Consider the following 13,408-nt stretch of genomic DNA (forward strand, 5'->3'; position numbering starts at 1 on the left):
TTGTGTACGAAAATTACTTTGTTCTATAAAATTTCAAAAAATTTGAACAAATATAGTTAAAATAGCACGTGAAGAATATAATGCTAATTGGTGGTGGAGTTGGAAATGCAGTATTATTTTCGATAGGGAAGGCGTGTCTTGAAAATAATAATAAGGTTTTGTACTTTGCTGGCTATAAGAAATTAAGTGATGTATTTAAACGAGCACTGATAGAGCGTGCATCAAATGCAGTAGTTTGGGCATGTGAAGAAGGATTGATAGAAACAAGCAGAGATCAAGATAAATCCTTTCATGGTAATATAGTTGATGCAATAGTCTCTTATCAACAAGGAAGATTAGGTATTAATTTAAACACTATAGATAAAATTATCACTATTGGTTCTGATAAAATGATGAAAGCTGTGAATGAAGCTAGAAAAACAATTTTAAAGCCATATCTGAAGTCAAGTCACATAGCAATATCGTCAGTTAATTCTCCTATGCAGTGTATGATGAAAGAAATCTGCGCTCAGTGTGTTCAGCAACATATAAATACGGAAACAGGAGAAAGGAGTTTTGTTTATAGTTGCAGTAATCAAGACCAGGATATGGAATTTATTGACTTTAATTTTTTAAGTGAGCGCTTAAAGCAAAATAGTTTACAAGAAAAACTCACTGCGAAATGGATAGATCATGTTCAAAGATATTAAACAGCACAAAAAGGAAATAAGAGAGCAATATAGAGCTATAAGAAAAGATATTGATGAAAGTTATTCCAGTTATGCGGCAAGTTCCCTTATTAATCTCTTTAATCAGAACTTAAGTTACGTTAAAGGCAAAACAATTGCGGCTTACATTCCAATGGATGGGGAAATAAATGTTGTCCCTTTGATGTGTCGTTTGCTCTATTTAGGTTATAAAGTAGCAATTCCTGATAAAAATCAGTTGCTAAGATTTGAGGGATGGAATGAAACAAATGAAGATGTAATTCCCGACACAATCATTACTCCTGTTGTTGCTTTTGATGATCATTTTAATAGATTAGGTTTTGGCGGTGGTTGGTATGATACAATGATAAAAAAATTACGGCCGCTTGGAAAAATATTTATAGGTGTAGCCTATGAGAAACAATATTGTAAAGATTTACCTGTAGAAAAACATGATCAAAAATTGGATATTATAATCACTGAGATGTGTGTTAGATGTGGAGGTGGATTGCTCAAAAAAGTGGATAGAAAGGAGTAGATCTCTATTTTCCCATTCCCTCCCAAGCCATCAGAGGGTTTTATTTTCTTCTGTACTCGCTTGTTCAGGACTTGGACTATCTATTTGAGAACTTGGCTCCACTTTCTGAGCTTTTTCATTAACTTTTTGTTCTACCTCTTTTATGTCACTACCAATTGCCATAATTGCAGGTTGAAATTTATTTATAAGATCATCAAGTACTTTCATATCTTCTTCATGAGTACTATTACCTTTTTCCACAAGCTTTTTCATATCTTCTTTTGAAAAATTCTGAATAACTTCTTCTTCTACCAACTTCTTTATAGCCGATTGTTGCTCTTCATTTTGAAGCATTTCTATTACCTTTGCTTTATCCTGAATGTTTTTTATTTTGTTGTCTTCTGTACCAGTTTGTAAGGCAAGTTGAGATAATTCCTGATGTAATTTATAAAAATTTTTATTTCTGTCTTGAATCGTAGGTAATTTATCGATTACATTTTTCACAAAACTTTTTACTGCTTTCCCCGCTTCGATCGCACCTTCTTTTATCTCACCTCTATGCTGATATATAGCATAACCAATAGCAGCTATAGCAACTAGTGCTACAAACCCTGCTAATGCTATTCCACCACCCATTAATGCACCAGTCACTCCCCCTATTGTTAATAAACCTGCTAGTGCACCTGTTAGTGTTGTCACTGCTGCTCCACCTATCACTCCTTGAACTAACAGTTGATTACCTAAAGCTTCAAGCTTTCCCTCCATGCCTTTTACTTTATTTACTTGTTCAAGAAGTATTTTTAATTCATTGTTGTTTTTCTCAAGATACTCCTTTACAATATCTATTGCATTCTCCAAAAGATCTTTATCTTTCATCAGCAATTCAGACACATGCTTGATAGCTGATTCGTCAAAAATTTCACCTTCCTTTTGAAGGCCATTTAGTTTTAATAGCTTCTCCAATTGTTGTAACAAATCTTCTTTTCTGCTAATATATTTTACTATATTTTCAATCAACTCCTCTGAATAACCAGTATCTGTTGCACCACCTTGTACCATATTCAATTCTTATCAATTATAAATATGCCTAATTATATATACTAATTATTAATTATATTATAATAAATATGAGATAATTAATATAATAACCTCTTTCCAAATATAGAATTTGTATTAAAATATCTAGATTACATGAAATTAAGGTACTTTATGGGTGAAAAAAAATTAAAAGCTGCTGTGGTTTTATCAGGGTGTGGTCACCTTGACGGTGCAGAGGTAAGAGAAGCGGTTTTAAGTTTGCTTGTGCTTGATCAGCAGGAAGTGGATGTTAAATGCTTTGCACATGATATCAATATCACACAAGTTATGAATCATAAAACAAAAGAGGCAACAAAAGAAAAAAGGAATGTACTTGTGGAAGCAGCAAGAATCGCAAGAGGCGAAATATATGACTTAAAAGAAGCCAAAGCTGAAAATTTTGACATGCTAGTTGTACCTGGTGGATACGGGGTTGCAAAAAATTTGTCTGACTTAGCTGAGAATAAAGACATGGTGACAGTAATGCCTGAATTTGAAAGATTAGTTTCAGAATTTTTTGTTACAAAAAAGCCGATAGGAGCGATATGCATATCTCCAGCCATTATTGTTTCAATTTTAAGTAGCAAGATAGGTAAAGAAGAAAGTAAGGTTAAGGTAACTATAGGAGATGACAGAGAACAGTTGATAGAGAAACTTGGTGGTGAACACATAAAGTGTGATACAGGGTTATCAATAAAAGACGAAGAACATAATGTATTTTCCTGTTCTGCTTATATGCGTAGCGACGAAAGTATATACTCTGTATATCAAGGGATAAAGCATATGATTGACAGCATGGTAAAAAAGATTAACAAAAAAACTAAACAGCCATTCCTCTAAGATGTAGTAATTTAGACTTCCTTACACAATTAACTGTTGAATTTTACATTCCTAGCTGTATTATGGTTATATAGCTAAAGTGCTCTAGGTTTACGACTATTACTTGTTAGCGGCGTGGCGTAGGGCTGCACTAGCTATATATATTTAGCTCTTTTTTTATAAACGCAAGGTGTTTTATATGTCAGACCTTTTCTATATTGAAACTACGTGTTGTGTGGACGGTCAGTGTGATGTCTATACAGGGGAAGTGAGTTTTAATGATGTCATGTTAGGCAAGTTCAGTCTAAATTCGTGCAGCGAGAGAGAAGCTATGATAAATCTAGACGTTATTACATTCGATATTAATATCGCTATCGATGGTCAAAATGGAAAGACAATGAAAAGAAATCTTAAAGGTCTTGAATTTGTAACTAAAGATGATGGTTCTTGGTATATTAATAAGGATTTTGGCAATGATAGATTTGAAGTTATAGTAAAGCAATCATAATTTTACATCTCAGGTGTAACATTTAGTATAGGTGCTATTCTATTTATAATGTTCTTTACTATAGGCGCAGCAATTATTCCCCCGGTATGGTGTATCCCTTGAGGTTCATCAATAGCAATTAGCACTATATACCTTGGGTCAAGCATAGTTAGCACTCCTATAAATGACGCTATGTTTGCATCTTTGCTATATTTACCATCTACAACTTTTTCCGCCGATCCAGTCTTTCCCCCTATTGAATATGCCTTTATTTTTGCTTTTCTGCCAGTGCCATCTGTTACTGCTGCGCGTAATAATTTTCTCATTTTCCTGGAAGTTCTTCTTGAGATAATTTGCTCTCCTATACTTCTCTTATTCAACATCAAGGTTGCGTTATGAAATACCCCATTGTTGATTAATGCTGCTGCAGTTTGTGCAAGATGTATAGGAGTTACAGCTATGCCATAACCATAAGATGCTGTTATTAAAGTGTTTTCACTCCATTTATCCGGGATTATCGGTGTAGATTTTTCTGGTATTTCTATTTTCAAAGGAGAAAATAGCTTCATAGCTTTAAAGTATTCTACTTGTTTTTCAATACCTAATTTAACTGCAATTTTTGCTGCACCAATGTTGGATGATTTCACAAATATATCTCGCACAGTGATTTCCGGAATCTTAAATTCATGAAGATCATAAATTTTATATTTCCCAATAGTGATTGGCTTTGACACGTCATATAAATCATCAATTTTTACAACGTTTGCATCAAGCGCTGCGGCTATTGTAAAGAATTTTAATACCGACCCCATCTCATACACCCCAAGACTGGCGCGATTAAACTTTTGTACGTCTTCTGCCTTATTCTGTAGGTTGGGGTTAAAATCAGGCAGACTGACCATTGAGATGACTTCACTATTTCTCACATTTAAAACAATTCCTACTCCGCCGAGTGCCTGATATCTGCTTACAGCTTTAGTTAGCTCTTCATGCACTATGCTTTGCACTCGTGTATCTAAGGATAGTTGAATACCCTGGTAAGGTGTTATTCCAGCGCGTAATGCTGGAATCCACGTATTTTTTTTCTGGACCCCAGTGTCAGCTACTTGGATAACAGAATGTTGTTTGTTTTTACTTATATATGCCTCAACTCCTGCAATACCGTTGCCATCTATGTCAGTGTAACCAAGCACATGTGAAAATAAATTACTGTGAGGATATATACGTTTTACATCGTTATAGAAGTTTATTCCTGGCACGCCGGCATTTTTTATTGCTAACAGTTCTTTTGGAGTCAAGTGCCGCTTTACCCAAGCAAATTTCTTTTTTGAAGTAAGTACTCTATATGAATTCTCGTATTCAAGATCATTCAAAATAGAACACAGTTGTGCTGCTATACTTTCCGGATTCTTTACTTTGGTTGCATCTGTATATAGTGATGTTGTGGGCACATTTGTTGCTATTACCACTCCATTTCTATCTAAAATATCAGGTTGTTTATATACTGTATTATCTTTTCTAAAATTTTCTGAAGTAGTAGGTTGATCAAATGTTAAAGAGAATATGCGAAAAATAATTATTATATAAAACGTAAATAATGGTACTATAAAACACAGTGAGCGGAGCTTATTTTTAAGTAATGCTTGCATATTTACTTGATTTGACAAAAATGGAAATTATCTTAGCTGAGCCGCGAGGTTTTTGTGCCGGGGTAAAAAGAGCTGTGGACATATTAGCTATTACTTTAGAAAAATACAAAAACAAGTGCCAAGTTTATGTGCTACACGAAATTGTTCACAATAAATATATAGTAGAGGACTTTAAGAGACAAGGAGTGGTTTTTGTGAACAGTATCGAGGAAATTGAAGATAATGGAGGAATACTGATCTTCAGCGCGCACGGAGTATCAAAAAATATAGAAGATAAGGCAAAAAGAAAGGGTATTCAAGTGATTGATGCAACATGTCCTTTAGTCAGCAAAGTGCATAAAGAGGCAAAAAGGTATGAAAACAGTGGTAAAGAATTAATTCTCATTGGGCATGAAAACCATCCAGAAGTTAAGGGAATTAGAGGAAGAGTAAATAATCCTATCATTTTAGTGCAAACTGTGCAGGAAGTACGCAATTTAAAAGTTAAAGATCCAGATAATTTATCTTATGTTACACAAACCACGTTAAGCATCGACGATACCCGTGAAATTATTGTTGCCCTGAAGCTCAGGTTTCCAAGCATAACAGGTCCAGATTTAAAAAACATATGCTATGCAACGCAAAACAGACAAAATGCTGTTAAAAAGCTAGCTGAAATTGTAGACATGGTGTTAGTTGTAGGAAGTAAAAATAGCTCAAATTCAAACCGCTTATTAGATCTGTGCACTGCCAGAGGAAAAAGAGCCTACTTAATTGATAATTACATCTGTGTGAATAAAAGCTGGTTTCAGGGCGTAGAAAAGATAGGAATCACTGCAGGTGCTTCTGCTCCTGACATATTGGTTGATGAATTAATGGACTACCTAAAAGTAAACCTGAGTGTAAAAATTTCAGTTATGCCAGGTGGTATTATTGAAAATGTTCAGTTTAAAATACCGAATCTGGTTTAAAACACAACTTATCTACTAAGCTTCTCTTGAAATTACTGGGAGCACACAAACCAGCATCTATAGCTAAGACGTCATACCGCCGCGGCGCTAACAAGTAGCGGGATGACGGTTGTTGGTAAGCCTAAGTCAGTTTAGCTACATGCTTTTAATTCCCCCAAAAGGAGAATTAAATATGTGAAGTTCTAGTTGATATGATTTAATGAATGGTTAGTTTAAATTACTAATTTATTTAAGAGATTTTGATAATATTTAACCCACTCGCTTTTCTATTTTCCATATCGCGATGAGCTTGAATTATTTCATCAAATTTATATTTTTTATTGATCCGTACAGTTAAAAGTTTTTTTCTTATCATCTCGAAGATTTCCATTGTGGTAAGCACTAATGTGAATCTATCATGCTTATAATGGTATATTGAGGTTCCAGTTGCAAATAACGAACGTGAACTAAGTAAAGAAAAACTAATAGGAGCGTTACCTGATATCTGCCCATAGGAAACGTATATGCCGAACCTGCCTAAAGATTCAAAAGAAAGCTTGCTTGTAGCGTAACCTATAGGGTCATACACTGCACCTACTCCTCTGTTTTGCGTAATCTCCATAACTTTAGAAACGAAGTCTTTATCATTGTAGTTTATTGCGTATGTGCAGCCACTTTGTAAAGCTATCTTCATTTTTTCATCAGAGCTTACAGAACCTATCACTACACCTTTTTTATCCTTTGCCCATTGGCATATTATTTGTCCTAAACCACCATTAGCCCCATGAACTAGCACGAAAGCACCAGGCCTAACTTTATAAGATTGATTAACTAAATAGTGAGCTGTCATACCTTTAAACAGCACTGCAGCAGCAACTTCATCAGATATGTCATCTGGAATTTTTATCAGATATTTCTGGTGTATAATGCGCTTTTCACAATATGCCCCTGGAGGAGCTGTGCAATATCCAACTCTGTCTCCAACTTTGAATCCATCACTGATTTTTTTACCAAGTTTTTCAATAACCCCAACTGCTTCCACTCCAAGTACTGATGGTAAATTTCTAATTTTGCGTGTACCTTTTCTGTGCTCTAAATCATAACGATTTAAGCCGATAGTTGTATGACGTATTAAGACTTCCTCGCCTTTTGGCTCACCTATATTCTTATCTACAAATTCTAATACTTCTGGTCCCCCAGTTTTTTTTGTTTGTATAGCTCTAACCATGATGAATGTAAGATAAAAACTTTAATTATGTTATCTAACAATTAATATTTTGCAAAGTTATTGTTTCCACAATCAATAGACTTCTTGCGTTACCTCCTGTCATTCCAGCGCGTGACGCTGGAATCCAGATTTTTTTATATAATCAAGTCATAAGATGGCAAAAAGTCAACCTTATCTGTATGAGCTATACATTTTTTCTGGATCCCAGTGTCAGCTACTCAGATGACACCCTATTGATTACTTGAAATGACATGGTTTGCAAACATTCTGTTACTTAAACTTAAAAAACGTGTATGATAGCGTTATTTCACTTAAGTCTTTTGTATTACTATCAAGCATTATCTCAGGATCTATATAGAAAGATACGGGCATAGCTGCTTTTTGTTTTGGTAGCAACATTTGTTCTTCAAAACAAAAGCATGCAACTTTATTAAAATACTTACCTGCTTTGAAAGGCGTAACGTTATATACTGCCATACCAAATGAAAGATGATCAGATAGATTTTTTGCGTAATAAAATGCTAAACTTTGTTCTCCTATGTTTACGTCAACGTAGTTAGTTTCTGATTTAAATTCCCAAGGTAGATCGGACATTATATCAGCATTGAAGTGGACCCTGATTTTTTGGTCAGTTGCACTTATTGTTGCATTAGTTACTTTTCTTGTTGTGCCACCATACCCAGTAGCTTTACAAAAAATACTGTATAGTGGCACAGATGCATATGTAAGACATATCATCGATACAACTAAAGATACTAAAAAGAAAACTATAGAATTCTTGTTATTCTTCCTTAAAAAGGAGAACATTTAGTCCCTGTTATTAAGTAACCTGAGCAAACTGAGAAATATATTGATAAAGTCTAGGTAAAGACTAGTTGCACCAAGTATTGCCAGCTTAGTAGTAGCAGCTTCTGAACCATCATTATACTTGTAATAAACATCCTTGATTCTCTGAGCGTCAGATGCAGTTTTTAAAGTAAACACTATCACCGATATGAATGATATTGCAAAATCGAGTGGACTACTTCCAAGGAACAAATTCACTACAGATGCTATAATTAATCCCCAGACTCCCATTCTCAAAAAAGAGCCCATACTTGTTAGATCTCTTTTTGTGATGTTACCATACAAAGCCATAGAGCCGAACATGATTGATGTAATGAAAAATGCTCTTGCTATACTTTCTGCAGTATAAATTATGAAAATATAGGATGAAGACATTCCAATTAATACTGCAAACGCAAAAAATATGGTGAATGCAGACTGAACACTAAGATGTAGAATTTTAGGGTATACAAAAAACACTAGTACAAGTGGAGAAAATATTACTGTATACAACAGGACTGGATTAGAATGAATCACCTGAAAAAGACCAGAAAACACTGTTAGGAATGCAACAAGCCCTGTAACGCCCAAAGCTAAAGCCATATAATTATATACTTTAGTTAAGTAACTTCTGAGCCCAGCGCTATAGTAAACGCCTTGAGAGCGAATATCCTGTTCATTTCTCATGTAAGACATAATATAACTCCTTTTGTCCATTATTTAACACATTATAATATAAAACCACATTTTTATCAAGTATTTTTATTATAAACAGCTATGAGCTGGCATTTGTTTTAATATAAATAGAATATAGGCCTATTGCTGCTGCATTTGAAACATTTAAACTGTTAATTGCATTTGACATTGGTATTTTTAAAAGATAATCACAATTTTCTTTAACTAACCTCCGCATTCCTTTCTCTTCAGAACCAAAAATAATTACTCTTTTTTTCTCAAAGCTCTTTATTTCATCTATATTTTCTTTAGCATTGCAATCAAACCCATAACACCAGTAGCCGACCTTTTTTAAATACTGCATAGTTTTTACTATATTTGTAACGTATATTAGCGGAACAATATCCAATGCTCCACTTGCTGCTTTTGCAATAGATGCATTTTCGCCAGGTGAATGATTATGTGGGAAAACCAATGCGTTGATATTAAAACAAGCTGAAGTTCTTAAAATTGATCCAATATTGTGCGTGTCAGTGACTTGATCTAAAATAACTATAGTAGAGCTGTCGTTTGAGCTTTCAGCTACTTCTTCGATGCTTAAGTTACAAAGAATAGGGGCAACATTTAAAGCAATTCCTTGATGGTTAGCACCTTTAGATAAAACGTCATTAAGTATTTTGTTTTCTACTAATCGAACTTTAATGCCCTTACTATTTACACATTGCCTAATTTCTTTTTCATGTTCTCTATAGAAATTTTCTGTTACTAACAGTTCTATACACCGCCTATTTTTATTCTTCAGTGCTGACATGCAGGTGTGCTTTCCATACAGCCAAAAATTCTCATTAGTTTTTGACGATTTCATCGTATTATCGAAAATCGGGTTTTTATAGAATAAGCAACATTTTACTATGTTTGGATATTGTTGTAAAATTATACAATTCGATTAATGCGTTTATGTCGGACGATGAGTTGGATTGGCAAAAAAATGTTAAGCCAATAGAATGTGGAAAAGTTACTTTAAAAGTTAATCATAAAGTAAATATAAAGTCTATGGTTGATCAAGGTACCTCCGACTTACAAAGGAATTTTCTTAATACCAATAATGGTAACTCATCATTTTGTCTTGACCAAAACACAAAATCAAAAGTTGATAGGGGTAAATATTTTATAAGCGATAAGCTCGATTTGCACGGCTATAGTATAGAGGATGCTTACTGTAAATTGATAGATTTTATTATCAAAAATTATCGAGCAGGAAATAGATGTTTATTGGTAATTACGGGATACGGCAGTGCAACAAATAAAACAGACACTATAAAGAATAACTTAAATAAGTGGTTAAATGATACTAAAATCCAGGATATGGTTCTATACTACCAGCAAGCTACGAAAAAACATGGTGGTAAAGGGGCTTTTTATGTTTTATTAAGAAGGCTTAGGCCCTATTAGCTGCTTAAGTTTCCTTTTAAGCCTTAATTTTTCTTGTATAGCCATATAAAAACCAGTGTTCGGCAGCGCGTTACGCACAATTGTACAAACATTGTAGCCGTTATTCAAGTAGCTCATAGAAACGGATTAAACAAAAACTTCCTTGACAAACTCCGCCAGCCCCCTTAATTATGATAATAAGGGTATTTATGACTCAAAACTTGTTTTTGACCTGCAGGCTCAATGACAAAATTCAGTAAAAAACTTAGGGTATTTTTTGGCGGATTACATAAAATTATAGCGGCTGCATGTCTTTTAAATTTTTTCTACATTCAGCCAAATCGCGCTTATTTTAAGCGTTAGCACATTATTACAGCGCCAGTTTAAATTATTATAGGGTCAAAACTCGCACCACGGGGCTTCTTTTGCCTTTTTTTTCGTTTGGTAAACTTCTTAATGTTTGTAGCTAAAGCAATTTAAGAGACCGAAAATGGTTTCATTCCAGCGCGTGACGCTGGAATCTAGTCTTTATTATGCAGCCACTTATTTAAAGTTAAGTTTTCTGGATCCAAGTAGTCAGGGCACTGGTATGACACCTTGACGATTTGAAGAATCGTCATCCTGCTACGTGTTAGCGCCGCGGCGGTATGACGGTCTGCAGCAGTATGACGGTTCGCGGTGGCATGACGATAACCTCGTCATCCCGCTACGTGTTAGCGGATGAGATACCGTGGCGGGATGACGTAGGGGCTGCCGAGAACTTGTCATTCCAGTCTGGAATCTAGTTCTTATTGTACATTTACTTGATGTAGAGTTAAGTTTCCTGGATCCCAGTGTTGGCTACTTGGATAACATCATAGGGGCGCTGGGATGACATCCTGACAATCGTCATTCCGCTACTTGTTAGCGGGATCTAGAGATACCGCGGCGGTATGACAGCGTTAGCTATACTTTTATACTCACCAACTCAGCATCCAATCAAGTAGTCAAAGCACTCGGATCTGGTGGACTCAAATCACAATGTTCATACAGTTATGCTGTGCCCTATGGGTGTGATGTTCTACGAGTTGGGTGACAGGAGGTAATGCAAGAAGTCTAATAGCGCAGCAACACGGAACCCCATGTGAGACCTGCACCTATTGCAATCAGCAGTACTAGATTTCCTGATTTTATTTTTGATTCTTGTATTGCATAGTCTAAGGCCAGTGGAATTGATGCTGCTGAGGTGTTTGCATGCTTATCAACGGTATTAATCACTTTCTCTATAGGAAAATCTAATTTCTTTACTACTGCTTCAATAATACGAATGTTTGCTTGATGGGGAATTAGCCAGTCAATATCAGTGATTTTCAAATTATTGCATCTTAGTGTTTCCTCTACTGAGGCTGTTAACTTATCCACTGCATGTTTAAACACTTCTCTTCCATTCATGCATATTTTTCCAGAATCATCAGTAGAGGATACCCCTCCGTTCGTACATAATATGTCCACATTGCCATCAGAGTGTAAGTTTGTTGATATGATGACGCTGCTACCCATTTCCGATTTTATTATCACTGCACCAGCACCATCACCAAAGAGTACACAAGTTGACCTGTCTTCCCAGTCAACAATCCTAGACATTATTTCAGCACCAATAACGAGCGCATATTTAATTCTATTGTTAGATTTTATGAGCGAATCAGCAGCTGTAACTGCATATATAAAACCAGAGCATGCTGCTTGTACATCAAAAGAAAATGCGTTTTTACATTTTAACTTACTTTGTACAATCGTTGCACAGCTAGGCAAAGTTTTATCAGGCGTTGTTGTTGCAACTATAATCAAGTCAATTTCATCTACTGAAATTTTAGCTTTTTCTATAGCACTTTTTGCTGCATTTACAGCTAGATCTGACGTTAATTCTCCTTCATCTGCTATATGCCTTTGAACTATTCCTGTTCTCTGCCTTATCCATTCATCGCTTGTCTCAACTATCGATGCAATCTCGTTGTTACTCAACGTTTTTCTTGGTAGATAAGATCCAGTGCTTAATATGAAACTTTTATTCAATATGACTTACCCCGTTAATTATCTTTTGATTTAAATTTTCACTAATTGCATTTACTGCAAATTTTATAGCATGGGCAAAAGAAATAGCATCAGAATTTCCATGACTTTTAATGATGATACCATTCAGCCCTAAAAACATAGCTCCACTTCTAATTTTGGGATTAAAACGCGTTAATGCTTTATTTAGTTTAGATTTTAACAATATACTAATAAGCATTTTCGCTATCCACGAGTTGAATACTTCCTGCTTTATTAGATTGATAAAAGTACTAGCGGTTGCCTCAGCTGTTTTGAGCATTACATTGCCAACAAAACCATCAGCAACAATCACATCTATATTACCCTCTAAAAATTCACTTGCCTCTATATACCCTTTGAAATTAATGCCTGGAGCGTTTTTAAGCAACTCAAAAGCGCCGCGCACTGAGTCATTACCTTTAACTTCTTCTGTACCGATATTTAGCAAAGCAACCTCAGGATTGTCAATTTTTAGCGCTACTTTTGCAAATATACTTCCCATTAATGCAAATTGGAATAACGAATCGGCATTACAATCGACATTTGCACCAAGGTCAAGCAAAGCGAAGCTTTTTGTCTTAGTTGGACAGATAGAGACAATAGCAGGACGATAAATATTTGGTAATGTTCCTAAAATAAATCTGGAAATTGCCATCAACGCCCCGGTGTTGCCTGAAGATACCACTCCGAAAGCTTTACCTTCTTTCACTGCAACAATTGCAGCTTTCATACTTGAGTCTTTACGATGTCTCAGCGCAAAAGATGGCTTATCATTTGCAAGGACATCGTCAGAACAATGAGTAAACTCAGAATTGTTACTTACTTTTTTATATTTCAAAAGCAAAGGAGATACTTTTTCCTTATCTCCATAAATATGAAAAAGAACTTTAATGCCTGGGTCAACAAGATTATCCAAAAAAAAACCAGCACCCTGAATTACGGAAAGAGGCGCAAAATCGCCCCCCATAGCGTCAAGTGCAATAACTATGTGATTATTGACCGTAGGTAACATACC

At 35.2% G+C, this 13,408-nt stretch carries 14 protein-coding genes; 6 read left to right on the forward strand and 8 right to left on the reverse strand.

Translation table 11 applies throughout. The features are described from left to right. Window positions 1-68 precede the first annotated feature (68 nt). Together OM966_RS02330 and OM966_RS02335 are read left to right on the forward strand one after the other, a co-directional pair. Window positions 69-689: a ferredoxin reductase domain-containing protein gene (locus OM966_RS02330; RefSeq protein WP_264328664.1), complete on the forward strand. Its 621-nt coding sequence runs from the start codon at window positions 69-71 to the stop codon at window positions 687-689. Further along, the gene (locus OM966_RS02335; protein ID WP_264328665.1) at window positions 673-1,224 is read left to right on the forward strand and encodes a 5-formyltetrahydrofolate cyclo-ligase; all 552 of its coding nucleotides are present in this window, start codon (window positions 673-675) and stop codon (window positions 1,222-1,224) included. Before OM966_RS02330 ends, OM966_RS02335 begins: the two co-directional genes overlap by 17 nt. Window positions 1,225-1,254: 30 nt before the next feature. Here OM966_RS02335 and OM966_RS02340 read toward each other — a convergent pair whose 3' ends face one another. Then, window positions 1,255-2,262, reverse strand: coding sequence for a glycine zipper family protein (locus OM966_RS02340; protein ID WP_264329020.1), 1,008 nt, complete (start codon window positions 2,260-2,262; stop codon window positions 1,255-1,257). A 150-nt stretch (window positions 2,263-2,412) separates the two neighbouring features. Here OM966_RS02340 and elbB point away from each other — a divergent pair, with 150 nt between their 5' ends. Continuing rightward, window positions 2,413-3,120 (forward strand): isoprenoid biosynthesis glyoxalase ElbB, encoded by a 708-nt coding sequence (gene elbB, locus OM966_RS02345; RefSeq protein ID WP_264328666.1) that lies wholly within the window; start codon window positions 2,413-2,415, stop codon window positions 3,118-3,120. Window positions 3,121-3,298: 178 nt separating this feature from the next. Continuing rightward, the gene (locus OM966_RS02350; RefSeq protein ID WP_264328667.1) at window positions 3,299-3,607 is read left to right on the forward strand and encodes a hypothetical protein; all 309 of its coding nucleotides are present in this window, start codon (window positions 3,299-3,301) and stop codon (window positions 3,605-3,607) included. A gap of 2 nt (window positions 3,608-3,609) precedes the next feature. Here OM966_RS02350 and OM966_RS02355 read toward each other — a convergent pair whose 3' ends face one another. Continuing rightward, entirely contained in the window at window positions 3,610-5,235 is a 1,626-nt protein-coding gene (locus OM966_RS02355; RefSeq protein WP_264328668.1) for a peptidoglycan D,D-transpeptidase FtsI family protein, read from the reverse strand. A gap of 20 nt (window positions 5,236-5,255) precedes the next feature. Here OM966_RS02355 and ispH point away from each other — a divergent pair, with 20 nt between their 5' ends. Then, window positions 5,256-6,185 (forward strand): 4-hydroxy-3-methylbut-2-enyl diphosphate reductase, encoded by a 930-nt coding sequence (gene ispH, locus OM966_RS02360; protein WP_264329021.1) that lies wholly within the window; start codon window positions 5,256-5,258, stop codon window positions 6,183-6,185. A gap of 229 nt (window positions 6,186-6,414) precedes the next feature. Here the strand turns inward: ispH and OM966_RS02365 are convergent, their stop codons facing one another. From OM966_RS02365 to rlmB, 4 genes are all read right to left on the reverse strand, one after another. Continuing rightward, on the reverse strand, window positions 6,415-7,392 hold the full coding sequence (locus tag OM966_RS02365; protein ID WP_264328669.1) for a quinone oxidoreductase family protein: 978 nt from the start codon (window positions 7,390-7,392) through the stop codon (window positions 6,415-6,417). A gap of 270 nt (window positions 7,393-7,662) precedes the next feature. Further along, on the reverse strand, window positions 7,663-8,199 hold the full coding sequence (locus tag OM966_RS02370) for a cytochrome c oxidase assembly protein (protein ID WP_264328670.1): 537 nt from the start codon (window positions 8,197-8,199) through the stop codon (window positions 7,663-7,665). Next, window positions 8,200-8,913 carry a Bax inhibitor-1/YccA family protein gene (locus OM966_RS02375; protein ID WP_264328671.1) on the reverse strand — a complete coding sequence of 238 codons (714 nt, stop codon included), beginning with the start codon at window positions 8,911-8,913 and terminating at the stop codon, window positions 8,200-8,202. 79 nt (window positions 8,914-8,992) lie between these two features. Beyond that, complete coding sequence (rlmB, locus tag OM966_RS02380; protein WP_264328672.1) at window positions 8,993-9,757, reverse strand: 23S rRNA (guanosine(2251)-2'-O)-methyltransferase RlmB; 765 nt, start codon at window positions 9,755-9,757, stop codon at window positions 8,993-8,995. 92 nt (window positions 9,758-9,849) lie between these two features. On the opposite strand from rlmB, the gene OM966_RS02385 reads away from it, so the two are divergent. Beyond that, complete coding sequence (locus OM966_RS02385) at window positions 9,850-10,344, forward strand: Smr/MutS family protein (RefSeq protein ID WP_264328673.1); 495 nt, start codon at window positions 9,850-9,852, stop codon at window positions 10,342-10,344. Window positions 10,345-11,418: 1,074 nt separating this feature from the next. On the opposite strand, the gene OM966_RS02390 is transcribed toward OM966_RS02385, so the two are convergent. Beyond that, complete coding sequence (locus tag OM966_RS02390; RefSeq protein ID WP_264328674.1) at window positions 11,419-12,375, reverse strand: beta-ketoacyl-ACP synthase III; 957 nt, start codon at window positions 12,373-12,375, stop codon at window positions 11,419-11,421. Next, on the reverse strand, window positions 12,368-13,405 hold the full coding sequence (gene plsX / locus OM966_RS02395; RefSeq protein WP_264329022.1) for a phosphate acyltransferase PlsX: 1,038 nt from the start codon (window positions 13,403-13,405) through the stop codon (window positions 12,368-12,370). The genes OM966_RS02390 and plsX overlap by 8 nt, the downstream gene beginning before the upstream one ends. Between the last annotated feature and the right edge of the window lie 3 nt (window positions 13,406-13,408).

Origin of the sequence: Wolbachia endosymbiont (group A) of Andrena hattorfiana, from assembly GCF_947179565.1 — a bacterium.
Taxonomy (GTDB): domain Bacteria; phylum Pseudomonadota; class Alphaproteobacteria; order Rickettsiales; family Anaplasmataceae; genus Wolbachia.

Coding starts and splice junctions, on each gene's coding strand:
- OM966_RS02335 (WP_264328665.1), top strand. CDS start 673: ATGTTCAAAGATATTAAACAGCACAAAAAGGAAATAAGAGAGCAATAT.
- OM966_RS02340 (WP_264329020.1), bottom strand. CDS start 2,262: ATGGTACAAGGTGGTGCAACAGATACTGGTTATTCAGAGGAGTTGATT.
- elbB (WP_264328666.1), top strand. CDS start 2,413: ATGGGTGAAAAAAAATTAAAAGCTGCTGTGGTTTTATCAGGGTGTGGT.
- OM966_RS02350 (WP_264328667.1), top strand. CDS start 3,299: ATGTCAGACCTTTTCTATATTGAAACTACGTGTTGTGTGGACGGTCAG.
- OM966_RS02355 (WP_264328668.1), bottom strand. CDS start 5,235: ATGCAAGCATTACTTAAAAATAAGCTCCGCTCACTGTGTTTTATAGTA.
- ispH (WP_264329021.1), top strand. CDS start 5,256: ATGGAAATTATCTTAGCTGAGCCGCGAGGTTTTTGTGCCGGGGTAAAA.
- OM966_RS02365 (WP_264328669.1), bottom strand. CDS start 7,392: ATGGTTAGAGCTATACAAACAAAAAAAACTGGGGGACCAGAAGTATTA.
- OM966_RS02370 (WP_264328670.1), bottom strand. CDS start 8,199: ATGTTCTCCTTTTTAAGGAAGAATAACAAGAATTCTATAGTTTTCTTT.
- OM966_RS02375 (WP_264328671.1), bottom strand. CDS start 8,913: ATGTCTTACATGAGAAATGAACAGGATATTCGCTCTCAAGGCGTTTAC.
- rlmB (WP_264328672.1), bottom strand. CDS start 9,757: ATGAAATCGTCAAAAACTAATGAGAATTTTTGGCTGTATGGAAAGCAC.
- OM966_RS02385 (WP_264328673.1), top strand. CDS start 9,850: ATGTCGGACGATGAGTTGGATTGGCAAAAAAATGTTAAGCCAATAGAA.
- plsX (WP_264329022.1), bottom strand. CDS start 13,405: ATGTTACCTACGGTCAATAATCACATAGTTATTGCACTTGACGCTATG.